The organism is Lentzea sp. NPDC006480 (assembly GCF_040611995.1).
Classification (GTDB): domain Bacteria; phylum Actinomycetota; class Actinomycetes; order Mycobacteriales; family Pseudonocardiaceae; genus Lentzea.
Genome location: NZ_JBEXPJ010000021.1, coordinates 17123 through 41987 on the forward strand (window position 1 = coordinate 17123; position 24865 = coordinate 41987).

Consider the following 24865-nt stretch of genomic DNA (forward strand, 5'->3'; position numbering starts at 1 on the left):
GGTTGACCAGCTACCCCTTGACCTGCCGCTTAGCAATGACTCTTTGGACGACGTCGTCCAAAGAGTCATTGCAAAAGCAGGATTCGCGTTTTAGCCGGCCCTGTCGATGCCGGGCGGCTCGGGGACGTTCTCGGACTTCGTGGCCGCCGGCATCGCCCACATGAAGGCGCGCATCATCGCGTACTGGAACCTCAGGCCGGCGCCGACGTCGCCGGACTCGACGACCTGCTTGAGCGCGGCGAGGATGTTCTTCCAGGTCGTGTCGACCTTGTCGAGGCGCTTGACGTCCGCGGGCCAACCGGAGTTACGCAGCGTGACGCGTGTGCCGCCGTCGATCTCTTCCAACTCCCACGACACGACGGTCCACGGGTCGTCGCGCATGGTGAGCCGCTGCGTGTGGGAGAGCAGCCGCGGCGGGTCGACCTCGACGACGCGCCCGACGACGAAGACGCGTTTGCCGTCGGTCGATCGGTAGTAGAGCGGCGCGCCCGGCTCGAGCTTCGAGTCGAGGACGGCGTCCATCATGGCGCGCTGTTTGCCGTCGAGTTTGGTGATCTCCGCCCACACCTTCTCGATGGGCGCGGCGATCACGATGCTGTGCAGCAGCTCTGTGCCCATGTCCGGGCCCGGTTCAGCCAACGTCCTCATCCTCCTGTCCGGCGCCCTCGACCGCGTGCTTCAGGCCGACCAGCGCCGCTGCCCAGTTCTGCTCGTAGTGCGCGACCCACCGCTGGTGGATCTGCTGGATGGGCACGGGATTGAGGTGGTTGACCCGCTTCCGGCCCCGCGGCTCCACGAGCACCAGATCGGCCTCGCGGAGCACACCGAGGTGCTGCATGACGACGTGCCGGCTCGTCTCGAGCGCCTCCACCAACTCGCCCGTGGTGTGCGGGCCGGCGCGCAGGACGTCGAGGATCGCGCGCCGCAGCGGGTTCGCCAGGGCACGCCAGATGGCGTCGTCATCATGTGGCATCTTCATTACGTAATGGTTTTAACACCTGAGCTGGTCACAAGTCGAGACGCGTTCGCCGGAGAGAAGATTGACTCCTGGGTCAACCGATGATGTGATCACGCCCGCACCGGAGTTGGTGCAGACCTTTTCCCTAAATCCGCCGCCATGGATGTTGGGGAGGAACGGGCGTGGAGATCTCTCGGCGTTCGGCGTTGATCGGTGGAGCGGCAGCGGTTCCGCTGCTCATGGGTGGCTCCGGGCTCGCGCAGGCGGCCACCTGGAAGCTCAGGTGGAGTCCACAGGCGAACAAGGACGGGCTCGGCGCTTTCGAAGGCGTCGAGGACGACCGGGCAGGCTCGCATCCGGGCACGAAGCACATTTACGTGTCAGGCAACGACTACCGGTTCGACATGCACACGCGCGACCGGGACACGTCGACCGACCGGCAGCGCAACGAGGTCCGCGGCATGAGGGCGGGTGGCCAGAACCTCGAGATCGACAACGGTGAGACGTGGAAGTGGACCTACTCCATGTTCATCCCGAGCTCGCTGAAGTCGACGACCTCGTTCACCCACATCATGCAGACGAAGATGCCCGGTCTTGGCTCCTCACCCGTGACGGTCATGTCGCTGCGCCGCACCGGCGGTGTGCAGAAGATCGAGTTCAAGATCACCGAGGGCAACGTGCTCGTCGGCAACGTCGACCTCGAACCGCTGCACAACAAGTGGATCGACACCGAGGTGGAGATCAAGGTCGGCAACGGCACCGGTCGCGTCCGCTGGGTCGTCCGCGAGGGCGGGCGGACCGTGCTCGACGCGACGAAGGACAACGTCGACACGTGGCTCGACGACCGGTTGCGGCCGAAATGGGGCATCTACCGCTCGCTCGGCGACACCTCGGGCTCACTGCAGAACTGCTACCTGCTGCTCCGCAACCTCAAGGCCTATAAGTTCGAATGATGCTGCACGACGTCACTGACGCCACGCACCAATATATTGGTTTGCTCGCCGGTGACCAGCGCGAACACGGCATTCGCGCGGTCACCGACGACGACCTGAGGCACCGCTGGGCGTATACACCCGGTGCACGAGCGGGTCTCGTACTCGGCGAGCTTCGCCGTGACCAGCGCAAGGCGGTACACGGAATGCTGGCCACGGTCCTCAGCCCACACGCCTACGCCCAGGCCGCAGCGGTGATGGCGTTGGAGGACGTGCTCGACCACCGCGAGGGTGGGAACCGCGACCGGCACAGCGGCGACTTCTGGACGGTGCTCTTCGGCACGCCCGGCGGCGACGAGCCGTGGGGATGGCGCGTCGAAGGGCACCACCTGTCGGTCAACGTCGTCGTCGCCGACGGCCGCGTCTCCGCGACCCCGTTCTTTCTCGGCGCGAACCCGGCCCGCGTCACCTACCGCGGCCAAGTCGTCGGCCAGCCGCTGCGCCTCGAAGAAGAACTGGCCCGCGAGCTCCTCGACCGCATGGGCCCGACTGCCCGCCGCCTGGCCGTCGTGTCGGACACCGCTCCGCACGACATCCGCAGCGGCAACTCGCCGCGCGTCAGCCCGTCCGAACCGGTCGGCGTGACCCCGGCGCAGCTCGGCAGGCCGGCGGGGGAGCTGCTCGTCGACATCGTCCGCTTCTACCTCGACCGGCTCGCGTTCGAGCTTGCCGACGACGAGTTCGCCCGCATCGACCCGGAACGCCTGCACTTCTCGTGGGAGGGCTCGCTGCGCCGCGGCGAGGGCCACTACTACCGGATCCAGGGGCCCGAGTTGCTCATCGAGTACGACAACACGGCCAACGAGGCGAACCACGTCCACACCGTCTGGCGTCGTCATTCGGGTGACTTCGGCGACGACCTCCTCGCCGCCCACTACGACACGTCACGGCACACTGTCGCCCGTGGAGTGGCCCAGAACGGTTGAAGACGCCGTCGCGTTGCAAGAACGCCTGCGCACCCAGGTGATCACTACCAGTGCCCCTGACCTGCGTGTAGACACCGTCGCGGGCCTCGACGTCGGCTACCGTAGCAATGACACAGTTGCGGGCGTCTGCGTGGTGTTCGATGCAAAGTCGCTGGTCGTGCTGGACGAGGTGGTCGTCGAGGACACGACGGACTTCCCATATATTGCCGGGCTCTTCGCGTTCCGGGAGATGCCGGTGTTGCTGCGGGCACTCGATCAGGTGACGGTCACGCCGGACCTGTTGGTAGCGGACGGTCAGGGGCTGGCGCACCCGCGCAGGTTCGGTCTGGCGTGCCACCTCGGCGTGCACACGGGGATTCCGAGCATCGGGGTCGCCAAGAACGCGATGGGCGAGTTCGACCCGCCCGGCCACGCCCGCGGGTCGATGAGCGACCTCGTCATGGAAGGTCCACAAGGCAGGGACGTCGTCGGCAGGGCGGTGCGGACGCAGGACGGCGTGAAGCCGGTGTTCGTGTCGGTCGGCCACAAGATCGACCTGGACCGGGCGTGCGCCGAGGTGCTGCGGCTCGCCCCGCGCTACCGGCTGCCCGAGACCACCCGTCGCGCGGACGCGCTCACGAAGCAGGCTGTTTCGTCGGCGTGAAGCTCAGCAGCACGAGCAGGATCGCGCCGCAGACCAGTGCGATGTCCGCGACGTTGCCGACGAACCAGCCGTTGTAGTCGATGAAGTCGACGACGTGCCCGCGCGCGAAGCCCGGCGGCCGGAACAGCCGGTCGAGCAGGTGCGTCGTCGCGCCGCCCAGCATCATCGCGAGCGCGGCTGCCCGGAGCTTGGTCTGCGGCTGCAGGCCGTACCGCGCGAGCAGTACAACGGCGACGGCCGCCACGATGGTGAAGATCCACGTCGACCCCGCGCCGATCGAGAACGCGGCACCGGGGTTGTAGAGGAGCCTGAGCTGCAGGAACTCGCCGAGCACGGGAATGGGCGCGTGGCCCGTCAGCGCGCTCTCGGCCCAGTACTTCGTGGCCTGGTCCAGCAGCAGCACGAACACGGCGATGCCCATCACGAGCGGCACGCGGCGAGAGGTGGTGGTGTCCATTTGTGGTCGAGCGTAGTTAAGGACGCCGCCGCCCTGCATCAGACCCTTGCGATGTCGTGTGTGCTGAACGCCTCGACGTCGTCGATGTCGACCGCGGCGTGGAACTCCTCCTCCAGCGTCGCTGGCCGCTCGTCGGTGTCGTAGTCGGAGCAGATGCGCCAGCGTCCGTCGGTGCGACGCGCATATGTGTGGAAGCGGCCGTAGAACGCGCGCTCGTCGCCGTCGGCGCGTTTCGACACGATGTGGAAGATGCCGCGCTCGCTCGCGAGGTCCTTCGACGCGATGCGCTCCACGAACCGGAACGCGATGGTCACCGAGCTGCCGCGGTCCGCGAGCTCGGTGAACCACTTCTCGAGCTGGGCGGAGTAGTCGGCGAACCCGGACACCTGCTTGGCCGGTCCGCCCGCGCGGATCAGCTCGGGCGCGTGCAGCTCCAGGAACGCCGGCGCGTCCAGTTTCGCGTAGGCGAGCTGGAACGGGTGCCAGATGTCGTCGTTGAGCTGCCGCAACAGGTCGGTGTCCACGCGGCCGAAGCTAGCGCGGACACCACCCGGACATCACTCGGTCGCCTTCAGTCGTCCCATTCTGAGGGTGAGAATCTGGAACGGCCGCAGCTCGATGTCCTCCAGCGACACGATCTGTTGCGGTCGTTCGAGCAGATCTGTCACGTGCGCGCGCACGCAGTCGAAACCAGGCGTGAGCGTGAACCGCGCCCGTCCGCCGAGGCATTCATACAGCCGGACGACGACGTCGCCGGACTTGTCATCGGCGAGCTTCACCGACTCCACGGCCACGCCATCAGAGTCGATGGACACCAACGGCTTGTGGTTCGCCGCGCCTGGCAACACGCGCAGCGGCAGGTTCAGTGCGTAGCCCTCCGCAAGAGTGGCGCCGACGTCCGCGCCAGGGAGCAGCGCATAACGGAATCGGTGCATGCCTTGATCCGCGTGCGGGTCCGGGATGTGCGGCGCGCGCACGAGACTCAACCGCACGACGGTCGCGCGTCCGTGCCGTGTGATGTCGTGGCCGTAGGTGGAGTCGTTGAGCACGCCGACGCCGAAGCCCGGCTCGGCGACGTGGACCCACCGGTGCGCGTACACCTCAAATCGCGCGGCGTCCCAGCTGGTGTTGGTGTGGGTGGGGCGGTGGACGTGCCCGAACTGGATCTCCGCGGCGGACCGTTCGGCGTGGACGTCCAGCGGGAACGTGGCCTTGAGGATCTTCTCCGACTCGTGCCAGTCGATCTCGGTGTCGACGTCGATCCGCTTCGAGCCGGCGTTGAGCGAGATCAGCTGGGTGACCTCGGACCGGCCGAACGAGCGGACGACCCTGACCGTGGCGCGCAGCGGGCCGTGGCTCTCGAACGTCACCTCGTCCGCGTCGACGAGGTCGGTGTGATTGCGCTTGTAGTGGGCGTCGATGTCCCAGGCGTCCCAGTAGTTCGGGAAGTCGGGGTGGAGCTGGAGCAGGTTGCCCGGTCCGGCGAGGGTTTCGCGGCCGTTGGTGATGACCGACGTCATCAGGCCGTTCTCGTCGAACTCCACGCGCACCAGGCCGTTGTCGAGCACACGGCCGTTGATGGTGACCGGGTTCGTGGGCTCACCCTCGGTGCCGATGCCGGACGCGGGTGCGGTCACGAAGATCGGCTTACCGTCGTTGAGGACGACTTCGGCGCGGTCGCGTGGGCTCGTGTTGAACACGCCGCCGCCGAGCGAATCCTGGGCTGCGCGCGTGATCTTCGTGAGGCGTTCCGCGACGTCCGCGTAGGTCTGCTCGGCTTCCTGGTGCACCCACGCGATGGAGCTGCCGGGCAGGATGTCGTGGAACTGGTGCAGCAGCACGGTTTTCCACAGCGCGTCGAGCTCGTCGTACGGGTGGTCGTGTCCGTTGTGGACGACGGCGGTCGCGGCCCACAGCTCTGCCTCGCGCAGCAGGTGTTCGCTGCGGCGGTTGCCGGCCTTAGTGCGCGACTGCGTGGTGTAGGTGGCGCGGTGCAGCTCCAGATACAGCTCGCCCGACCACACCGGCGCGTCCGGGTACTCGGCCTGTGCCTTGCGGAAGAACTCGTGCGGTGGCTCGATCTCGACCTTGGGGGAGCCTTCGAGGTTCTTCAGACGGCGGGCGCGTTCGACCATGTCCCTGGTGGGGCCGCCACCGCCGTCGCCGAACCCGAACGGCAGCAACGACCGGGTGCCGCGACCCTTCTCGGCGTAGTTGCGGACGGCGTGGGACAGCTCCTTGCCGAGGATCTCCGCGTTGTAGGTGTCGACCGGCGGGAAGTGCGTGAAGACGCGGCTGCCGTCGATGCCCTCCCACCAGAACGTGTGGTGCGGCAGCTTGTTCGTCTGGTTCCACGACAGCTTCTGGGTGAGAAACCACTTCGCGCCCGCCAGAACCGCCAACTGCGGGAACGCCGCGGTGTAGCCGAACGAGTCGGGCAGCCACACCTCCTCGCACTCGACGCCGAACTCGTCGAAGAAGAAGCGCTTGCCGTGCGTCAGCTGGCGGGCGAGGGCCTCGCCGCCGGGGAGGTTGGCGTCGGACTCGACCCACATGCCGCCGACCGGGCGCCACTGGCCGTTCTTCGCGGCCTCCTGCATGCGCTCGTAGATCTTCGGCTGGTGCTCCTTGACCCACGCGTACTGCTGGGCCTGCGAGGCGGCGAACACGAACTCCGGGTACTGGGTCGCGAGCCAGGTGACGTTCGCGAAGCTGCGGGATGCCTTGCGCACGGTCTCCCGCAACGGCCACAGCCACGCGGAGTCGATGTGGGCGTGGCCGATCGCCGACAGCGTGTGCGCGCTCGCGTGGGCCGGCCTGCTCAGGGCGTCGACGAGTTCGTTGCGCGCCTGCTGCGCGGTTGCCGGCACGTCGTGCGGGTCGAGGGCATCGAGTGATCGTTCGATGGCGCGCAGGATCTCGTGACGGCGCGGGTCGTCGAGGGACAGCTCCAGCATCAGGTCCCTGAGCACCTCGAGGTCGAGGCTCAGGTGCCAGACGGACTCGTTCAGGACCGCGAGCTCCGCCTTGTCCAGCCGGTACATCGGCGCCGGCGGCGCGGTCTTCTTGTCGCCGAACGCAGTGGGCTGGAAGTCGTGCTTGAGGATGTCAGGGTTCGCCGCGGCCTCGATGAGGAACTCGACTGATATATCGGATACGGGAACGTGCTTGTTGCGGGGCGCCACACCCTTTATGGGCGTTCCATCCACCTTGTATACAAGCGCTTCCGCCTGGTTGCCGGGCCACGCGTCCTCGAACCCGAGGTCGAAGACGGCCTCGACGCGCAAGGTTCGCCACTCCTCGGGGACGGTCGCCTTGACGCGGAACCACGTCGTCGACCACGGCGCACCCCACCTGTCACCGATCTCGAACGGTTCCCAGACGGCGTCTCCCATCGCCCGCGCGAACGGGATCGGCTCGTCCGGCACCCGCCACATCTCGACGCTGAACGGGACGGACGACTGATATATCGCCGGAATGACGCGGGTCGTCAGCGCCCGCGACAGCCGGTCCTCCACGAGCCGCCGGTCATCGTGCACGGAAAACTCCAGACAGGAACGGGTGCGTGTCGACGATCTTGCGAGCGACGCTGACGGAGTCGACGAGTGGATGCAGCGCCAGCGCCTTCACCGCGTGCGCGCGCTCGCCGCTGATAGCGGCCTGGATGGTGGCGCGCTCGACGACCTTGAGCGCCGTGACGAGTCCGACGCCCTCGCCGGGCACCTGGCTGACCGCGATGGGCCGCGCACCGTTGGCGTCGACCAGGCTCGGCACTTCGACGATGGCGTCGGAATCCAGGCATGACAGCGTTGTCTGGTTCGGCACGTTGAGGATCAGGGTGGTGCGTTTGTCAGAGGCGATGGCGTGCATCAGGTCGAGCGCGACCTGCTCGTAGCCGCCACCGTCGAGGTCGTCGGTGTCACGTTCGTCGTCGCGGGTCTCGGCCATGTAGGTCTGTTCGCGTTCGAGGCGCGTCCGCTCCCAGCTCTCCAGCGACGGCGCCGCGTAGAACTGCTTCTGCTGCTCCAGCAGGAACGCCCCGCGTGACGCGCCGGACTCCACCGCCTCCCGCGTGAAGTAGTAGTAGTGCAGGTACTCGTTGGGAACAGCGCCCAACGTCCGCAGCCACTCCGCGCCGAAGAGTTTGCCCTCCTCGAACGACTCCAGCCGCTCCGTGTCGGCGAGCAGATCGGGCAGCACGTCGCGCCCGTGCACGTGGACGCCACGCAGCCAGCCGAGGTGGTTGAGCCCGGCGTAGTCGAGCCACGCGTCCTCGAGATCGGCGCCGACGGCGCGGGCGACTCGGCGGCCGAGTCCGACAGGGGAGTCGCAGATGCCGATGACGCGGTTGCCGAGGTGTGCCGACATCGCCTCGGTGACCATGCCGGCGGGGTTGGTGAAGTTGATGACCCACGCGTCTGGCGCGTGAACTGATATACGGCGCGCGATGTCGAGCGCGACGGGCACGGTACGCAACCCGTATGCAACGCCGCCCGCGCCGACCGTCTCCTGTCCGAGTACGCCACAACCGGCCGCGACGCTCTCGTCGGCCGCACGTCCGTCGAGCCCGCCGACCCGGATCGCGGAGAACACGAAGTCGGCGCCCCGGAGTGCTTCGTCGAGGTCCGTCGACGTCGTCACCGACGGTGCATCCGATATATCAGTCGCCAGCTCGCCCAGGACGCCGCCGACAGCGGCGAGCCGGACGGCGTCGAGGTCGTGCAGTACAACCTCGGTGACGCGGCCGGGCGACCGATCAGCGAGCAACGCGCGGTATACAAGCGGTACGCGGAAGCCGCCGCCGCCCAGGATGACCAGCTTCATGCGTTCCTCATATCCATCGGGACCACGTCCACTCCGACTCCGGCTTCCTCCAGCGCGAGCCGCGTCGCCGGGTCGGCCGACGCGGTGGTGACGACGACGTCGAGGTCGTCGGGTCCGCAGACACGCGCGACGCCCACGCCGGGGAACTTCCCGCCGTCCGCGACGAGCACGACCTGGTCCGCAGCCTTGATCATGGCGCGCTTGAGGGGCACCTCGACGAGCGTCGTGTCCATGACGGCGCCGTCGCCCCGCACACCGCTGGTGCCGAGGAACAGCCGGCCCGCGTGGACCTGCCGCAGGTTGTCCTCGGTGAGGAACCCGACCAGTGAGTGGTAGCGCCGCCGCACCATGCCGCCCAGCAGGACGAGTTCGATGTCGGCATCGTCGCGCAGCTCGTCGAACACGGCGAGGTTGCTCGTGATGACGGTGATCCGCTTGCCATGCAGGTGATGGGCGAGCCGGTGCATCGTGGTGCCGATGTCGAGCAGCACGGTCTCGTCGTCCCGAACCATCGCCGCGGCCGCGCGTGCGACGGCGTCCTTGTCCTCGGCGCGTTCGGTGGCGACTTCAGCGAACGGGTCGTCGACGTCGTCGCTGTCGACCTCACCAGGATCGAGCGTCATGGCGCCGCCGTACACGCGGGTCAGCTTGCCGTCGGCGTCGAGCTGTTCGAGGTCACGGCGGATCGTCGCCTGGCTGACGCCGAGCTTGTCGGCGAGCGAGCGCACCTCGCTCGGCCCGTCCGCGCGCAGTGTGCGCAGGATCAGCTCGCGTCTGCTCTGGGGAAGCATGCGGCCACCGTACCTCCCAAGTCGCGCAAACTTGAGCAAACTCTTGCCAACTCGCGCACGTCTAGCGCACGCTCTTGCGCAACATTGGAAGGGGTCAGTGTGCGCCATGTCGGGGATGACAACGATGTCTACCTGTTCGGACTGCTCTTCTACGACCTGGTCTTCACCGGACTGCCCAAGCCGCCGACACCGGGCGAGGAGCTCTGGACCGGCGGCATGGCGAGCGGGCCGGGCGGCATCGCGAACTTCGCCGTCGCCCTCGCCCGTCTCGGCATCAGGCCGGTGCTGGCCGCGGCTTTCGGCGACGACGCCCACGGCACTCTCTGCTGGGACTTCCTCGCGGACGAGGGCGTCGACCTCACCTGCTCACAACGCTTCGCGGACTGGGCGACGCCGGTGACGGTCGCGTTGTCCTACGACGACGACCGCGCCCTCATCACCCACGGCACGCCGCCGCCAACGTTGCACACGACGACCCAGGAATCGATGCCGTCGACGAAGGCGTCGATCGTGCACCTCGACCCCGTCGCCGATATATCAGTTCTGGATCTTCCGGGGCTGGTCTTCGCCGACGTCGGCTGGGACCCGACGCAGCAGTGGCGGCCGGAGCTGCTGCGCCAACTCGAGCACTGTCACGCGTTCATGCCCAACGAGGTGGAGGCGATGGCCTACACACGCACCGAAACGCCGCGGAACGCACTGAAGAAGCTCGCCGACGTCGTCCCCATCGCGGTCGTCACGAGAGGCGCGCGAGGTGCACTCGCAGTGGACAAATTGACTGGTGAGCACGCAGAGGTTGACGGAATCAACGTTGACTGCGTCGACAGCACCGGCGCCGGCGACGTGTTCGGCGCGGCGTTCGTGCACGCGACGTTGACGGGCATGCCGTTGCGCGAACGTTTGCAGTTCGCCAACAAGGCCGCCGCGATCTCGGTGCAACGGCCCGGCGGTGCGACGGCCGCCCCGACGTTGCCTGAAATCGTGGGGACGGTGCTCGCATGAACAGGCGGGCGTTCCTCGCGCTGATGGGTCTGGCCGCGGCGGGATGCGCGACCGAGTCACGCGACGGCATGACGTTGTGGATGTGGTCGGGTGGCCTGAGCGAGAAGTCGCTCGAAGAGGCCACGACGAGGTTCCCCGGACTACGCCCTCTCAAGGCCGGCGCGCAGTTCAAGGCGAAGCTGATGACGAACCTCGCCGGCAAGTCCCACGTTCCCGACATCACCGGTCTCAAGGGCGAGGACATCTCCGCGTTCTTCCCGAACGCCGAGGAGTTCGTGGACCTGCGGACGCTCGGCGCGGACAGGTTCAAGCCGCAGTACCTCGACTGGAAGTGGCAGCAGGGCGTCACCGCGGCAGGCCGCATGATCGGCTTCCCGATCGACACCGGGCCTACAGGCCTCTACTACCGCCAGGACGTCTTCGAGCGCCACGGCGTCAAAGCCGAGAGCATCCGCACCTGGGAGGACTACTTCGACGCCGGCGTCGTCCTGAAGCAGGACGCGTCGATGATCCTCAACCTCCGCCTGGTCTACAACATGGTGATGGCGCAGTCGAAGCGCCAGCTCGTCGACGAGAAGAAGCAATATATCGGCGGCGACGACCACGTCAGGCACGCCTGGGACCTGGCCATCAAGGCGCACCAGCTCGGCATCAACGCCGCCATGCAGGACGGCAGCCCCGACGTCAACGCCGCCCTCACCACCGGCGAGGTCGCGAGCATGATCGGCGCGTCGTGGGCCGCCGCAGATCTGAAAGCCGGCGCACCGGACTCCAAGGGACTGTGGCGAGTCGCTCCGACACCCGGTGGCGCCGCGAACTGGGGCGGTTCGTTCCTCAGCATCACCAAGTACTGCCGCGAACCCGAGAAGGCGTTCGAGATCGTCACCTGGCTGCTGACCCCGGAACAGCAGGTGCGCGGCTTCCTCGAGCTCGGCCTGTTCCCGTCCACTCCGGACGCGTTCGCAAGCCCTGACCTGCGGCAACCGGACGACTTCTTCGGCGGCCAGATCATCGTCGACACGTTCGCCGAGTCCGCGAAACAGGTACCGGTCGCGTACATGAGTCCGTGGGAGCCGCGGCTCGCGCAGCTGTTCTACGACGAGCTCGCCAACGTCGAAACCGTCGGCAAACCACCCGAGGAGGCGTGGCGCGACGTGCAGCACAAGGCCCGCAGGATCGCCGACCACGTGGGGCTGACATGAAGAGGTGCCGGCTATGAGGAAGTACCTGCCGCAGTACCTTGCGATCTCGCCGTTCTTCCTGCTGTTCGGCGTATTCGGGCTGTTCCCGATGGTGTTCCTCGGCTACCTGGCGTTCCACATGTGGGACGGCATCGGCGAGATGAAGTTCGTCGGGCTCGACCAGTTCAAGTTCCTGGTCACCGACGACATCTTCTGGCTCTCTCTCGTGAACACCCTCGAGATATGGGTGATGTCCACGGTGCCGACGCTGTTCCTCGGCCTGGTGATCGCCTACGTGCTGCACTCGTCCATCAAGTTCACGACCTTCTACCGGATCGCGTACTTCGTGCCGAGCGTGACGTCGCTCGTGGCGGTCGCGATCGTGTTCGGGTCGATCTTCAGCAGCCACTTCGGCCTCCTCAACGCCGTGCTGGAGTGGATCGGCGGGGGAGCGGTGCCGTGGCTGACGAGCGAGTGGGGCATCAAGGTCTCGATCTCGGCGCTGATCGTGTGGCAGTGGACCGGCTACAACGCGATCATCTACCTCGCCGGGCTGCAGGCGATTTCGGGCGAGGTGCTCGACGCGGCCACTGTGGACGGTGCGAGCCGCTGGCAAGTGTTGTGGCGCATCGTGATCCCGATGATGAAGCCGGTGATCCTCTTCACCGTGATCGCGTCGACGATCGGCGGGCTGCAGACGTTCACCGAGGCGCAGATCCTCGTCGGCGAGGAGGGCGGGCCGGGACAGTCCGGCCTGACGATGGTGCTCTACCTCTATCAGCAGGCGTTCAAGCACAACGACTTCGGCTACGGCGCGACGATCGGCGTCGGCCTGTTCCTGGTCGTGCTGGTCTTCTCGATCATCAACTGGCGGCTCGTGCAGCAGGGGGAGAGGCCGTGAAGCGTCACGTCGTGCTGGTGCTGGGCGTGCTGGTGTCGTTGTTCCCGTTCTACTGGATGGTCGTCATGGCGACCAACGCGACGGAGAACATCCTCAAGTTCCCGCCCGCGCTGACGCCGGGCGGCGAGCTGCTCGTCAACGTCGGCAAGGTGTTCGAGGAGATCGACTTCTTCGGGTCGATGCTGAACACCGTGCTCGCGGCCGCCGGCGCCACGGTGCTGGTGCTGGTGTTCGACTCGCTGGCGGCTTTCACGTTCGCCAAGTTCCGCTTTCCCGGCCGCAACGCGCTGTTCGTGCTGCTGCTCGGCACGATGATGATCCCGCCGCAGCTCTCCGCCATCCCGCAGTTCGTGGTGATGGCACAGCTCGGCTGGGTCGGGTCCCTGAAAGCGCTGATCGTGCCCGCGGTGATCAACGCGTTCGGCATCTTCTGGATGCGTCAGTACATTTCGGGTGCGGTGCACGACGAATTGCTGGAGGCTTCGCGGCTCGACGGCTGCGGATTCTTCCGGCAGTACTGGCACGTCGGGCTGCCGGTGGTGCGGCCAGCGCTCGCGTTCCTCGGCATCTTCACGTTCATCAGCGTGTGGAACGACTACCTGTGGCCGCTCGTCGTCCTGGTCGACCCGGACGAGGTGACGCTGCAGGTCGCGTTGGGCCAGCTCAACCGCACGCACGACACCGACTACGGCATGCTGATGGCGGGAACGGTGCTCGCGGTGATTCCGCTGCTGATCGTCTTCCTCATCGGCGCACGCAATTTCATCGCGGATCTCGCAAAGGGTGCCGTGCGCGGCTGAACTGTGATACAAAGAATGGCTTTGTATTTTCGGAATGAATTTTCCGGGAAGACAGAACTATTGTATCACAGGGGGCAAGGTGTTGGCGAGCGAACAGGCACGGATCACCTCTCTGTATGAAAAGCTCGACCAGGAACGGAACAAAGCGGCTGCGGACCTTGCGACCGCGCTGCGGGACGGCACCACTCAGAGGCTGGACCGCGAAGCCGCCGTGCAGGTGCTGACCAGGGAGGTCGGGAAGTACCGCGCGGCGGAGGAGGGGCTGGTCTTCGGCCGCATCGACTCCGCGAAAGGTGAATGCACCTACATCGGACGCGTCGGATTGTTCGACGACGACTTCGAACCGCTGCTGCTGGACTGGCGGGCGCCGGCGGCACGGCCGTTCTACACCGCGACCGCCGCGAACCCAGAAGGCCTGGTGCTGCGCCGCCACTTCCGCGTCCGCGACCGGGAGCTGCGCGATTTCCACGACGACGAACTGCTGTCCGACATGACAGCGCTGCTCGACGCCCTCAACGCGCCGCGGACCGCGACGATGCGCGACATCGTCTCGACCATCCAGGCCGAGCAGGACGAGATCATCCGCTACTCGAGTCCCGGCGTGCTGGTGATCGAGGGCGGTCCGGGCACCGGCAAGACCGCCGTAGCCCTGCACCGCGTGGCATACCTGTTGTATACGCGTCGTGAACGTCTGTCGCGGCACGGCGTGCTGATCGTCGGCCCGAACACCGGCTTCCTCAGCTACGTCGGTGACGTCCTGCCCTCGCTGGGCGAGACCGACGTGGTGTTCGCGACGCCTGGCGAGCTCTATCCCGGCGTCATCGCCGACGTCGAGGACACCCCGTCGTTGCAACGGCTGAAAGGCGATATATCAGTTCTGGACCTGCTGGCTGTCGCCGTCGCCGACCGGCAAGAGCTGCCGGACGAGCCCGTCGAGATCGAGCTGGAGGACGTCGTCGTCCCGCTCGACGCGCACGTCGCCGCCGTCGCGCGCGAGAAGACGCGGTACTACGGGCTCCCGCACAACGCCGCTCGCAAGTATTTCTTCCTGGCGCTCGCCGAGGAGCTCGTCGCACCGGCGTTGCGGCTGATCGGTGTCGACTGGCCGGAGATCGAGGAGGACGTGCGCCACGAGCTCCGGCACAGCGAAGCACTGCGCGACGCTGTCGACAGGTTGTGGCCGCGGCTCACCCCGGAGCAGCTGCTCGCCGACCTGTACCGGGGCCGGTGCTTCCGGATCGGCGCGCCGGAGCTGTACCGGGAGGACGCCGACGCGTGGACGGTGTCCGACGTGCCGTTGCTCGACGAGCTCGCCGAACTGCTCGGGTCCGATGGCGCCGCCGAGCGCGCTGCGAAGCGTGAAGAGGAGCAACAACTCGAATACGCGCGCGGCGTGATGGATGTTCTCTCCATCGACGAACGCGCGGACGACGACGAGTACATCGTCACCGACTTCGTCAACGCCGACGTGCTCGCCGTGCGGCACGAGGTGCGCGACCACCGCTCACTTGCCGAACGGGCAGCTGACGACCGCACGTGGACGTACGGACACGTCGTCGTCGACGAGGCGCAGGAGCTGTCCGCAATGGACTGGCGCGTGCTGCTGCGCCGGTGCCCCAACAGGTCCATGACCGTAGTCGGCGATCTGGCCCAGCGTCAGGCCGCGGGTGGGGTGCGGAGCTGGGGCTCGGTGTTCGACCGGTTCGCCTACCGCCGTCTGGAGGTCAACTACCGCACGCCCGGCGAGATCATGGCCGTCGCGACCCCGGTCCTGAAGCTCGTCGACCCAGACGCGTCTGCGCCGGTGTCGGTGCGCAAGAGCGGCGTCCGCCCGTGGGCCCGCCGCGTGACTGATATATCGGCGGCAGTGCGCGACGAGCTCGACGCGCACGGCCGTGCACGCAACGGCCGCACGATCGCGGTCATCGGCGGCAGCTGGATGTCCCCGCGCGCATCGAAGGGGCTGGAGTTCGACGTCGTCCTCGTCGTCGAACCGCAGCACATGTCGCCCAGCGAGCTCTACGTGGCGCTGACGAGGGCGACGCAACGGCTCGGCGTCCTGCACACCGAGCCGTTGCCGCGTCACCTACGAGGTCTCCTCTGAGACCCAGGCGAGGTAGGCGTCGTTGCCCCCGACCACGGGGGTGACGACGACCTCGGGCACGTCATAGGTGTGATGCGCCTTGATGTGCGCGACGAGGTCGTCGCCGCGGATAGCGGACGTCTTCACGACGCACTGCCATTCCGCCTCGACGCACACCTCGCCGTCCCACCGGTAGACGCTGCGAATCGGCACGATCTGCACGCACGCGCCGAGCCGTGCCTCGACGATCCCTTTGGCCAACGACTCCGCGGCGTCGGCCGAGTCGACAGTCGTCGTCACCACACACGCACCGGTCATAGGGCGTCGATCTCCTTCAACAGCTGGTCCTTCAACTCGGTCGGCGCGAACGACGCCCGCACTCCGGCGCGCGCGAGCCCGGCGAGCTCGTCGTGGCTGAAACCGAACCGCTCGTGGCACAGCAGGTACTCGCGGTCGAGGTCGGTGTGGAACATGCCGGGGTCGTCGGTGCTGATCGTCACCGGCACCCCGGCCTCCACGAGTCGCGGCAGGTGGTGTTCGTCCAACGATTTCACCGCGCCGGTGCGGATGTTCGACGTCGGGCACACCTCGACGACGACACCCTCGTCGGCCAGGTGCCGCAGCAGCTCGGGATCCTGGACGGAACTCACGCCGTGCCCGATCCGCTCGGCGCGCAGGTCGTGCACCGCGGCCCAGATTTCGCTCGGCGGCGTCGTCTCACCGGCGTGCGGCACCATGTGCAGCCCGGCGTCGCGCGCCATCGCGAACGCCTCCCGGAACTTCGCCCGCGGCGAGTCCGACTCGAACCCGCCCAGCCCGAACCCCACCAGACCCTCTGGCCGGTACTCGGACGCGAACCGCGCACTCGTCATGCCCCAGTCGCGGTCCCAGATGCCGGGGATGTCGAAGATCCACTGCAGCGCCACGCCGTGCACCGCGAGCGCTTCCTCCCGGCCTGCCGCGAGCGCCTCGACGAGTTCGTCTGGCGCGATGCCGGCCCGCAGATGGCTCGTCGCGCTGATCGTGAGCTCTGCATATCGGATATTGGTTCGCGCGGCGTCCCGCGCGTATCCGACGACGAGAGTGCGGACGTCCTCGCCGGTGGTGACGAGGTCGTTGACGACGCCGTACTGGTTGATGAAGTGCCGGAAGTCCCTGAACTCGTAGAACTTCCGCAACGCGGCCTCGTCGGTGGGCACCGGTCCGTCGGGGTGGTGACGGGCAAGTGTGAGGACGGTGTCGAGAGAGGCCGCGCCCACGAGGTGGACGTGCAGCTCGGCTTTCGGCAGCGCGTGGACGAAGTCGGAAATGTGCACGGCCCATGCTCTCAGGTCAAGAGCCGATAGACGGGTGACATGTCTTGCAGTCAACGGGAAGGGTGCAGGGCGAATCCCTGTACCTGGCCTGCATTGGGGGTGCCTCGTGAGGGGCGCACGAAGAGTCGCACTGCTGGCAGCGGTGCTTGTCCTGCCTTTCCTTCCGACGACGGCCCAAGCCGCCGAGGGACCCGTGTTCTCCGACGGCGAGGCGCAACCTGTCTTCGACCCGAAGGACGTGGTGAAGGAGAGCCTCTGGGTCCGGGCGCCGGTCGACAGCGACCGCGACGGCAAGGACGACGAGGTCTACACCGAGGTCGTCCGCCCGCGAGCCACCGAACGCGGCCTCAAGGTCCCGGTCGTCTACATGGTCAGCCCGTACTTCTCCGGTGGCAACGACGTCGCGAACCACAACGTCGACGTCGAGCTGTACGTGCCTGACAAGCGCGATGGCCGATTGCTGAAGGCATCCTCCGACGAACGTGTCACCGCCGCCCTCGGTCCGAACCCGATCACGTCGGGTCGTTACGAGGCCTACTTCATCGCGCGCGGGTACGCCGTCGTCTACGCCGAATCGCTCGGCACCGGCAAGTCCACGGGCTGCCCGACAACGGGTGACGTCAACGAGACGATCGGTGCCCGTGTCGTCGTCGACTGGCTCAACGGCCGTGCGACGGCGCGTACGGCAACCGGCGAGGCCATCAAGGCGACCTGGTCGACGGGCAAGACCGGCATGATGGGCGTGTCCTACAACGGAACGCTGCCCAACGCCGTCGCCTCCACGGGTGTGCGCGGTCTGGAAGCCATCGTGCCGATCGCCGCGATCTCCAGCTGGTACGACTACTACCGCGCCGATGGTGCTGTCGTCGCGCCCGGCACATTCCAGGGCGAGGACGCCGACGTGCTCGCGGAGTACGTCTACACCCGCGCGGACCGCGAGATCTGCAAGCCGATCATCGCGGAGATCGCGAAGGACCAGGACCGCGTCACCGGTGACTACACCAGGTTCTGGGACAAGCGGAACTACCTGAACGACGTCCGCAACGTTCGTGCGGCCGTTCTCGCCGTGCACGGGCTGAACGACACGAACGTCAAGATGACGCACGTCGAGCAGTGGTACTCGGCGTTGAAGAAGGTGGGTGTGCCGCACAAGATCTGGCTGCACCAGTCCGGGCACACGGACCCCGACACGCTGCGTTCGGTCGAGTGGCGGCGCACGCTGAACCGCTGGTTCACGCAGTACCTGTGGGGTCACCGCAACGGCATCGACAAGGAGCCGAAGGCGACGATCCAGCGCGAGGACAAGACGTGGGTCGACGAGAAGGACTGGCCGGCACCCGGCACGTCCGGCGTGCGGCTGCGGTTGTCCACGGGCGGATCCGCCAAGGGAGGCCTCGGGATCCGGCCCGGCCACGGGGTGGAGAAGCTGACCGACGACGCGACGAAGACGGCGGAGTCGTTGATCGACCAGGCGTCTTCGCCGAACCGGCTGTCGTACGCCACGGAGCCTGCGCGGAAGTCGTTGCGGCTGTCCGGAAAGTCGACCGCGCACCTGCGGATCGCGTTCGACCGGCCCGCCGCCAACGTGACGACACTGCTCGTCGACCGGGCTCCTGACGGCAAGTCGTACGTCATCACGCGTGGCTCGACCGACCCGCAGAACCGGGAGCGGCCGGACAAGACGTCGCCGATCAAGCCGGGCAAGTTCTACGACGTCGACGTGCCCATCGTGCCGGACGACTACGTCCTGCAGACCGGGCACCGGCTCGAGTTCGTGCTGATCTCCAGCGACTACGACTACACGCTGCGCCCGAAGCCGGGCGTCGGCCTGTCGCTGGACCTGGCCCGCACGTCGGTCGAGCTGCCCGTCGTGGGTGGCTGGCGCGCGGTGTTCCAGACGATCTGACGTGATGCCCGCGCTGCGGTCCTGACTCAGGGACCGCAGCGCGGCAACCTACCACCCACCCCCGACAAGACCCCGCTTCCAGGCACTCCAAGATCTCAACCTGTCCACACCCGCTGACTTGTCCACAACTTCGCGCCAACCCCACTTGACCCCCCACCCCGACGACCACTGTGGGTCCATGCCCACAACCCTCCCGAAACCGATCCGAGTCCGTGGCGCCGACGACCTCTACGCCGCGATCCCGCACCTGATGGGGTTCCACCCGTCCGACTCTCTCGTCGTGCTGGTGCTGAAGGACAACGTGATCAGCATGACCATGCGCGTGGACCTGCCGCGTCCACGACATAGAGGAATGCTTGCGGCACAACTGGAAGCGCCGCTGCTTGAACACGGCGCGACGGACGTGATCCTGGTCGTGGTGTGCCCGCCGTGCGCGCACATGCCCGAGGAACTGCCGCACGAACCGCTGGTCGCCGCGCTCAGGAACAAGCTCGGCGGGGTGGGCGTCGAGGTCGTCGAAGCGGTGTGGCTGCCTTCGTGCCAGAAGGACGCGCAGTGGCTCTGCTACCTCGACATCGACTGTCACGGAACACTTCCGGATCCCGGGCTGTCCGCCCTTGCCGCCGCGTCAGCGCACGAGGGCAACGTGACGTTCGAGTCGCGCGCGGCCATGGCCGCGATCGCCGCGCTGGACCATCCCGAGGCACTGGAACGCCGATCCGCGTTGCTCGACGAGCTCATGACGAGTTCCGGCGAACCTGATCCGGGCGCCGAGCTGCATCGGGTCCGCGACGCGATCGACGCCGCGGCGGATCGCAAGGGACCGTTGCCGGACACCGAGATCGTCGCGCTGGCCAGAGCCTTGGCCGTACCCGAGGTGCGGGACGCGAGCATGGCGTTCGCCACCCACACAACGTCCAGGACCGCCGAACGGCTCTGGCTCGAGCTCACCAGGTCGTGCCCCGCACCGGAACGTGCGGAGCCCGCGTGTCTGCTCGCGTTCTACGCCTATCAGCGCGGTGACGGCGGAATCGCGTCCATCGCACTCGACGCGGCCGAGAACGCCTGCCCCGGCCATTCCTTGACCAAGCTGCTGCGCAGCGCCCTCAGCGCAGGACTCCCGCCCGAGGAGATGCGGGCGCTGTCCACCAAGTACCTGGACGACGCCCGCAGGTTGCTCGCCGGCCGTGCTCAGAGCAGCTCCGGCCGTTCCCAGTCCTGATCGAGGACGTGTTCGGCCAGGAAGGCCCACACCGTCTCGTACCAGACCCGAGAGTTGCCGGGGGTGAGGATCCAGTGGTTTTCGGTCGGGAAGTAGAGGTATTTCGCAGTGACCCCGTGGCGGACGAGGTCGAAGTACAGCCGATGCCCCTCGCCGATGGGAACCCGGTAGTCCTTGTCCCCGTGGATGACGAGCATCGGAGTCTTGATGTCGGCGACCCGCAGGTGCGGGGAGTTGGCCTGGATCCGCTCCGGCTGGGTGAGGGGATCGCCCATCTCCCGCATCCAGAAGTAGGAACTGTCGGTGCCGCCGGAGAAGGCGTCGAGGTGCCACAGGGACGCGTGGGTGACGATCGCGCGGAACCTGTCGGTCTGGGTGGCGATCCAGTTGGCCATGTAGCCGCCGAACGAGCCGCCCATGGCAGCGGTCCGGGACGCGTCGACGTCAGCGCGCTCGACCGCGACGTCCGTGATGGCCATGAGGTCGGTGTAGGGCTCGGCGCCCCAGCGGCCCCAACCGGCCTCGATGAACTCCGGCCCGTACCCGGTGGACAGGGCGGGGTCGGGCAGCAGGATGGCGTAGCCGCGGGCGGCCATCAGCCACGGGTTCCAGCGCCAGGTCCAGCCGTTCCAGCTCATCACGGGGCCGCCGTGGACCCACAGCACCAGCGGGGCGGGGGAGTCGGCGGAGGCGCCTTCCGGCAGCACCAGCCAGGCGCGGACGGTCCGGCCGTCGGCGACGACCGTGGAGATCTCCGTGAGGGTGCCGGGCACCGAGGCGAGGGCGCCGGGCGCGCGCAGCCGTTCCGGGTCCTGGTCGGCTCCGGTGGTCGCGAACCGCACTGGCTGTGGCGGGTGGTCGACCGAGTTGCGCAGTGCGTACAGCGTCTTGCCGTCCGGGCTCACGACCACGTCGCTGTAGTAACCCGAGATCGTCAGCTTCGTGATCTCGCCGGTCGTGAGGTCCAGCCGCCACGCCGGCTGGTGCCCGAGGTGGCTCGCGGTGAAGAACACCGCGGACCCGTCCGGGCTCACCACCGGGTGGTCAGGCTCCTCCTGGAAGCCTGGCGCGAGTGGCGTGATCGAGCCGTCCGCCACGCTGATGCGCACGAGGTCGCGCCGATACGGGGAGTCCGCGGTGGACTCGCGGAACCGGATCGCGATCACGGCGGTGCCGTCGGGCGTGAAAGCCGCTTCGTAGAAGGAGAAACCGTCCTCGGAGGCGATGACGCGCGACGAGCTGCCGTCGGTTGCCACGAGCACCAGTTCGGTCCGGCGGCCGTAGGAGGCGCTGACGTCGACGCCGTGGCCGTGGACGGCCCACTTCCCGTCCAGGCTGAGCGCGATGTCCTCGTCGCTGAGCCTGCTCTCCGCGTCCTCGCTGAGGGTGGTGACCTTCTCGGTGGCGACGTCCACGAGCGGAGCCGCGAACAGGCGCGGGTAACTCGGGCCGAGGTCGGAGTCCCAGTACCTGATCGGGTACGACTCGTGCAGGATCGCTGTCACCCCGGCGTCCTCGCGGGATTTGCGCTTGGCGTCGTCCTGGTCGCCGAACTCCGCGAAGCGGTACGCCGACGACGTGAACAGCAGCGTCTCGCCCGCGACGCGGATCTGACCGAGTCCGCCTCCCGGCCGCAGGACCTCGGCGGCCTCACCGTGGACCGGAAGCCGCCACAGTGCCTTCTGCTCCTTGGTCTCGCCCGGCTTCGCGAGCGGGTCCGGGCGCGCCGAGAGGAACAGCAGCGACCCGTCCGGTGCGAAGACCGGCGAGGAATCCCCCTTGGCGGAGCGGGTGAGCCGGACGGCGTCCTGCTCGCCGGTGGGGTCGACCTCCCAGAGAGCGCCCTGCCACGTCTTGCCGTCAGCGGCGAGCGTGGAGACGACGGTGACGAGCCGCGTGCCGTCCGGGGACAGCGCGAGCGACGTGAGCCTCGGTGTGGCGTTGTAGCTCTCGAAGGAGGCGAAGTCGGTCATGCCGGATCAGGCTCCGTGCCGGGCGCGGGTGAACTCCCACGCGTCGCGGACGATTCCGGTGAGGTCGGCGCGCTCGGGCTTCCAGCCGAGCTCCGTGCGGGCCCGCTCGGCGGAGGCGACGAGGACGGCCGGGTCGCCGGCGCGCCTGGGGGCGACGACGGCGGGGATCGGGTGGCCGGTGACCTCGCGGCAGGTGTCGATGACCTGCTTCACGGAGAAGCCGAGGCCGTTGCCGAGGTTGTAGATCCGGTGCTCTCCGGCGGTGGCGTGGTCGAGCGCCAGGAGGTGGGCGTCCGCGAGGTCCGTGACGTGGATGTAGTCGCGGACGCAGGTGCCGTCCTCGGTGGGCCAGTCCTCGCCGAAGATCGAGATGTGCTCCCGCTGCCCGAGCGCGACCTGCAGCACGAGCGGGATCAGGTGGGTCTCGGTCGCGTGCCGCTCGCCGATGCTGCCGTAGGCGCCGGCGACGTTGAAGTACCGGAGGCTCGTCGCCGCCAGGCCGTGCGCGGCGGCGTACGACGTGATCGCGTGGTCGATGGCCAGCTTGGTGGCGCCGTAGGTGTTGGTGGGCGCGGTCGCCGCGGTCTCGGGGATGGGCACCTCCCGCGGCTCGCCGTACGTCGCGGCGGTCGAGGAGAAGACGAGCTTCGGCGTGCCGTGATCCTTCATCGCATCAAGCAGGCGGATCGCCGTAAGGACGTTACCCGTCCAATACTTGCCGGGGTCCTGCATGGACTCGCCAACCAGGGACTTGGCCGCGAAGTGCAGAACGCCGTCGAACCCTTCTGCGAGGACGTCGCCGATCACCTCGGCGATGTCGCCCCGGACGAAGCGCGCTCCCGCGGGGACGGCGTCCTCGTGCCCGGTGGAGAGGTCGTCGAGGACGACCACCTCGTGTCCGGCTTCGAGCAGCCTGGCGGCGCACACGCTGCCGACGTATCCGGCCCCGCCCGTGACGAGCAGCTTCACCACAGTCCTCGCATTCCTGGTCGAGATCGTTGTTCGCTACCGGTCCCTGCCCGCGCCCGCGGACGGAACCGCCGTGAAGAGCCTCGGCCGCGTGAGCGAGCGCGAGGCGAAGCCGCCGAGCACGGCCCGTTCGACCTCGTCGTGCCGTTCGACGGGCACGAGCGCGATGGCCGAGCCGCCGAAGCCGCCGCCGATCATCCGGGCGCCGAGAGCCCCGGCGGCCATGGCGGAGGCGACGGCTACGTCGAGCTCCAGGCAGGAGACCCGGTAGTCGTCCCGCAGGCTCGCGTGGGAGGCCGAGACGAGAGGGCCGATGCCGGCGAGCTCGCCCGCGCGGAGGAGCTCGACGGTGCGCAGGACCCTGTCGTTCTCGGTCACGACGTGCCGCACCAGCGGACGCAGCTCTTCGGGCAGCCGGACGAGCGTGTCGCCGAGCTCGGCGATGTCGACGTCGCGCAGCGCGGGGACGCCGAGGATGCCCGCGGCGCGCTCGCAGCCGGCCCGCCGGGCTCCGTAGCCGCCGTCGACGTGGGAGTGGCTGGCGCGGGTGTCGACGACCAGCACCTCGAGTCCGCTGGCAGCCGCGTCGAACGGGATCTGTTCCGACTTGCCGGAGCGCACGTCGTAAAACAGGGCGTGCGCTTCGACGCAGCACAGCGATGCCGTCTGGTCCAGGATGCCCGTCGGTGCGCCCACGAACTCGTTCTCGGAACGCTGTACCCAGCGGGCGATGTCGGGGCGCTCGGCGTCGACGCCGGCGAGCCCCAGCAGGGCGAGGGCGACGGCGCACTCAAGGGCGTGCGACGAGGAGAGACCGGCCCCGGCGGGCACGTCGCCCGCGAGGACGAGGTCCGCCCCGCCGCCGACGTCGATCCCCTGCCCCCGCAGGGCCCAGGCGACGCCACTGGGGTACGCGGCCCACCCCTTGACGGCTCCGGGGACTAGGTCGGCGATCGCGACCGGGTCCGCGCCCTGCACCCCGCCGTCGTCGCCGAGCGTGCTGACGGTCAGCACGCCGTCCGCGCGAGGCGACGCCGCGACCGCGATGCGGTGGGGCAACGCGAACGGCAGCACGTAGCCGTCGTTGTAGTCGGTGTGCTCGCCGATGAGGTTGACGCGGCCAGGCGCCGACCAGACCCCGTCGGGAGTGCGTCCGTGCAGGCGCTGGAACGCCGCGGCCGCCTTCTCCGCCGGTGCCGCCTGGGTCACCGGGCGAGCACCAGGACGGCGTGGGCGACCGCGGGGTCGAGCTCCGCCACGGTGCCGTTGCCGCGCACCTGGACGACCTTGGCGCCACCGAGCGCCTCGACCTGCACGGTGCCGCCGGGCACCACGCCGGCGTCCTTCAGCTCGGCCATGAGGTCCGGGTCGAGCTGGACGTGCTCGGCGATGCGGCGCACCTCGACGCGGCCACCGCCGCGGCGGGCCACCTCGTCGACGCGCACCAGGTCCGCCTCGGCGGGCGGGGCGGGCTCGCCGTCGCCCAGCTTGTCGAGGCCGGGGATCGGGTTGCCGTAGGGCGAGGTGGTCGGGTTGCCGAGCAGCTTGATCAGCTTGCGCTCGACCGCCTCGCTCATCACGTGCTCCCAGCGGCATGCCTCGCTGTGCACGTGCTCCCATTCGAGCCCGATGATGTCCACGAGGAGGCGCTCGGCGAGCCGGTGCTTGCGCATGACGGCGATCGCGAGGTTGCGGCCCTGCTCGGTGAGCTCGAGGTGGCGGTCCTCCGCCACGACGACCAGGCCGTCGCGCTCCATGCGGCCCACGGTCTGGCTCACCGTCGGTCCACTTTGGCCCAGACGCTCGGCGATGCGGGCGCGCAAAGGCACCACGCCCTCTTCTTCGAGCTCGTAGATCGTGCGGAGATACATCTCCGTGGTGTCGATGAGGTCGTTCACACCCGCTCCCCTTCGTATGGTGT

General features: G+C 68.1%; 23 protein-coding genes. 10 read left to right on the forward strand and 13 right to left on the reverse strand.

The features are described from left to right. Positions 1-90: 90 nt before the first annotated feature. Positions 91-639 carry an SRPBCC domain-containing protein gene (locus ABZX92_RS11405; protein WP_355556730.1) on the reverse strand — a complete coding sequence of 183 codons (549 nt, stop codon included), beginning with the start codon at positions 637-639 and terminating at the stop codon, positions 91-93. Further along, on the reverse strand, positions 632-979 hold the full coding sequence (locus ABZX92_RS11410; protein ID WP_355556733.1) for a metalloregulator ArsR/SmtB family transcription factor: 348 nt from the start codon (positions 977-979) through the stop codon (positions 632-634). The genes ABZX92_RS11405 and ABZX92_RS11410 overlap by 8 nt, the downstream gene beginning before the upstream one ends. Positions 980-1140: 161 nt before the next feature. Between ABZX92_RS11410 and ABZX92_RS11415 the strand changes: the two genes are divergently transcribed. The 3 genes from ABZX92_RS11415 to ABZX92_RS11425 are packed head-to-tail and all read left to right on the forward strand — an operon-like array spanning position 1141 to position 3519. Next, positions 1141-1911, forward strand: coding sequence for a Tat pathway signal sequence domain protein (locus tag ABZX92_RS11415; RefSeq protein ID WP_355556736.1), 771 nt, complete (start codon positions 1141-1143; stop codon positions 1909-1911). Next, a complete protein-coding gene (locus tag ABZX92_RS11420; RefSeq protein ID WP_355556737.1) occupies positions 1911-2876 on the forward strand; it encodes a DUF3500 domain-containing protein in 966 nt (321 codons plus the stop codon). The genes ABZX92_RS11415 and ABZX92_RS11420 overlap by 1 nt, the downstream gene beginning before the upstream one ends. Continuing rightward, positions 2854-3519: an endonuclease V gene (locus ABZX92_RS11425; RefSeq protein WP_355556740.1), complete on the forward strand. Its 666-nt coding sequence runs from the start codon at positions 2854-2856 to the stop codon at positions 3517-3519. Before ABZX92_RS11420 ends, ABZX92_RS11425 begins: the two co-directional genes overlap by 23 nt. On the opposite strand, the gene lspA is transcribed toward ABZX92_RS11425, so the two are convergent. From lspA to ABZX92_RS11450, 5 genes are read right to left on the reverse strand one after another with little or no spacing between them, the layout of a single operon-like run. Beyond that, positions 3491-3976 (reverse strand): signal peptidase II, encoded by a 486-nt coding sequence (gene lspA / locus ABZX92_RS11430; protein WP_355556742.1) that lies wholly within the window; start codon positions 3974-3976, stop codon positions 3491-3493. The two genes, ABZX92_RS11425 and lspA, sit on opposite strands and share 29 nt — an antisense overlap. A 38-nt stretch (positions 3977-4014) precedes the next feature. After that, entirely contained in the window at positions 4015-4500 is a 486-nt protein-coding gene (locus ABZX92_RS11435; RefSeq protein WP_355556745.1) for a nuclear transport factor 2 family protein, read from the reverse strand. 33 nt (positions 4501-4533) lie between these two features. After that, a complete protein-coding gene (locus ABZX92_RS11440) occupies positions 4534-7515 on the reverse strand; it encodes a glycoside hydrolase family 38 C-terminal domain-containing protein (RefSeq protein ID WP_355556748.1) in 2982 nt (993 codons plus the stop codon). Then, positions 7505-8800: a 6-phospho-beta-glucosidase gene (locus ABZX92_RS11445; RefSeq protein WP_355556751.1), complete on the reverse strand. Its 1296-nt coding sequence runs from the start codon at positions 8798-8800 to the stop codon at positions 7505-7507. Before ABZX92_RS11445 ends, ABZX92_RS11440 begins: the two co-directional genes overlap by 11 nt. Continuing rightward, a complete protein-coding gene (locus ABZX92_RS11450; protein ID WP_355556753.1) occupies positions 8797-9591 on the reverse strand; it encodes a DeoR/GlpR family DNA-binding transcription regulator in 795 nt (264 codons plus the stop codon). Before ABZX92_RS11450 ends, ABZX92_RS11445 begins: the two co-directional genes overlap by 4 nt. A 99-nt stretch (positions 9592-9690) precedes the next feature. Between ABZX92_RS11450 and ABZX92_RS11455 the strand changes: the two genes are divergently transcribed. The 5 genes from ABZX92_RS11455 (at position 9691) to ABZX92_RS11475 (ending at position 15579) form a co-directional block, all read left to right on the forward strand. Continuing rightward, a complete protein-coding gene (locus tag ABZX92_RS11455) occupies positions 9691-10593 on the forward strand; it encodes a carbohydrate kinase family protein (protein WP_355556755.1) in 903 nt (300 codons plus the stop codon). Further along, positions 10590-11795, forward strand: coding sequence for an extracellular solute-binding protein (locus ABZX92_RS11460; RefSeq protein ID WP_355556758.1), 1206 nt, complete (start codon positions 10590-10592; stop codon positions 11793-11795). The genes ABZX92_RS11455 and ABZX92_RS11460 overlap by 4 nt, the downstream gene beginning before the upstream one ends. A 13-nt stretch (positions 11796-11808) precedes the next feature. Beyond that, positions 11809-12675: a sugar ABC transporter permease gene (locus ABZX92_RS11465; protein ID WP_355556760.1), complete on the forward strand. Its 867-nt coding sequence runs from the start codon at positions 11809-11811 to the stop codon at positions 12673-12675. Next, the gene (locus ABZX92_RS11470; RefSeq protein WP_355556762.1) at positions 12672-13475 is read left to right on the forward strand and encodes a carbohydrate ABC transporter permease; all 804 of its coding nucleotides are present in this window, start codon (positions 12672-12674) and stop codon (positions 13473-13475) included. The genes ABZX92_RS11465 and ABZX92_RS11470 overlap by 4 nt, the downstream gene beginning before the upstream one ends. A gap of 79 nt (positions 13476-13554) precedes the next feature. Further along, positions 13555-15579 carry a UvrD-helicase domain-containing protein gene (locus tag ABZX92_RS11475; protein WP_355556764.1) on the forward strand — a complete coding sequence of 675 codons (2025 nt, stop codon included), beginning with the start codon at positions 13555-13557 and terminating at the stop codon, positions 15577-15579. On the opposite strand, the gene cutA is transcribed toward ABZX92_RS11475, so the two are convergent. Continuing rightward, entirely contained in the window at positions 15562-15876 is a 315-nt protein-coding gene (cutA, locus tag ABZX92_RS11480; RefSeq protein WP_355556766.1) for a divalent-cation tolerance protein CutA, read from the reverse strand. The two genes, ABZX92_RS11475 and cutA, sit on opposite strands and share 18 nt — an antisense overlap. Further along, positions 15873-16874 (reverse strand): adenosine deaminase, encoded by a 1002-nt coding sequence (gene add / locus ABZX92_RS11485; RefSeq protein ID WP_355556769.1) that lies wholly within the window; start codon positions 16872-16874, stop codon positions 15873-15875. The genes cutA and add overlap by 4 nt, the downstream gene beginning before the upstream one ends. 106 nt (positions 16875-16980) lie before the next feature. Here add and ABZX92_RS11490 point away from each other — a divergent pair, with 106 nt between their 5' ends. Further along, a complete protein-coding gene (locus ABZX92_RS11490; RefSeq protein ID WP_355556771.1) occupies positions 16981-18780 on the forward strand; it encodes a Xaa-Pro dipeptidyl-peptidase in 1800 nt (599 codons plus the stop codon). 178 nt (positions 18781-18958) lie between these two features. Further along, on the forward strand, positions 18959-20002 hold the full coding sequence (locus tag ABZX92_RS11495) for a DUF4192 domain-containing protein (protein WP_355556773.1): 1044 nt from the start codon (positions 18959-18961) through the stop codon (positions 20000-20002). On the opposite strand, the gene ABZX92_RS11500 is transcribed toward ABZX92_RS11495, so the two are convergent. The 4 genes from ABZX92_RS11500 to ABZX92_RS11515 are packed head-to-tail and all read right to left on the reverse strand — an operon-like array spanning position 19972 to position 24842. After that, positions 19972-21975 (reverse strand): S9 family peptidase, encoded by a 2004-nt coding sequence (locus ABZX92_RS11500; RefSeq protein WP_355556776.1) that lies wholly within the window; start codon positions 21973-21975, stop codon positions 19972-19974. The genes ABZX92_RS11495 and ABZX92_RS11500 overlap by 31 nt on opposite strands. Before the next feature lie 6 nt (positions 21976-21981). After that, complete coding sequence (gene galE / locus ABZX92_RS11505) at positions 21982-22944, reverse strand: UDP-glucose 4-epimerase GalE (RefSeq protein WP_355556779.1); 963 nt, start codon at positions 22942-22944, stop codon at positions 21982-21984. A 36-nt stretch (positions 22945-22980) separates the two neighbouring features. Beyond that, positions 22981-24153, reverse strand: a complete 1173-nt coding sequence (gene galK, locus ABZX92_RS11510) for a galactokinase (RefSeq protein ID WP_355556782.1) — start codon at positions 24151-24153, stop codon at positions 22981-22983. Continuing rightward, the gene (locus ABZX92_RS11515) at positions 24150-24842 is read right to left on the reverse strand and encodes a metal-dependent transcriptional regulator (protein WP_355556785.1); all 693 of its coding nucleotides are present in this window, start codon (positions 24840-24842) and stop codon (positions 24150-24152) included. The genes galK and ABZX92_RS11515 overlap by 4 nt, the downstream gene beginning before the upstream one ends. Positions 24843-24865: the final 23 nt, after the last annotated feature.

What these genes read in the sequence shown, in the direction of transcription:
- ABZX92_RS11495 (WP_355556773.1), top strand. Translation starts at nt 18,959, where the DNA reads ATGCCCACAACCCTCCCGAAACCGATCCGAGTCCGTGGCGCCGACGAC.
- ABZX92_RS11410 (WP_355556733.1), bottom strand. Translation starts at nt 979, where the DNA reads ATGAAGATGCCACATGATGACGACGCCATCTGGCGTGCCCTGGCGAAC.
- ABZX92_RS11465 (WP_355556760.1), top strand. Translation starts at nt 11,809, where the DNA reads ATGAGGAAGTACCTGCCGCAGTACCTTGCGATCTCGCCGTTCTTCCTG.
- ABZX92_RS11445 (WP_355556751.1), bottom strand. Translation starts at nt 8,800, where the DNA reads ATGAAGCTGGTCATCCTGGGCGGCGGCGGCTTCCGCGTACCGCTTGTA.
- ABZX92_RS11460 (WP_355556758.1), top strand. Translation starts at nt 10,590, where the DNA reads ATGAACAGGCGGGCGTTCCTCGCGCTGATGGGTCTGGCCGCGGCGGGA.
- ABZX92_RS11450 (WP_355556753.1), bottom strand. Translation starts at nt 9,591, where the DNA reads ATGCTTCCCCAGAGCAGACGCGAGCTGATCCTGCGCACACTGCGCGCG.
- ABZX92_RS11500 (WP_355556776.1), bottom strand. Translation starts at nt 21,975, where the DNA reads ATGACCGACTTCGCCTCCTTCGAGAGCTACAACGCCACACCGAGGCTC.
- ABZX92_RS11420 (WP_355556737.1), top strand. Translation starts at nt 1,911, where the DNA reads ATGCTGCACGACGTCACTGACGCCACGCACCAATATATTGGTTTGCTC.
- cutA (WP_355556766.1), bottom strand. Translation starts at nt 15,876, where the DNA reads ATGACCGGTGCGTGTGTGGTGACGACGACTGTCGACTCGGCCGACGCC.
- lspA (WP_355556742.1), bottom strand. Translation starts at nt 3,976, where the DNA reads ATGGACACCACCACCTCTCGCCGCGTGCCGCTCGTGATGGGCATCGCC.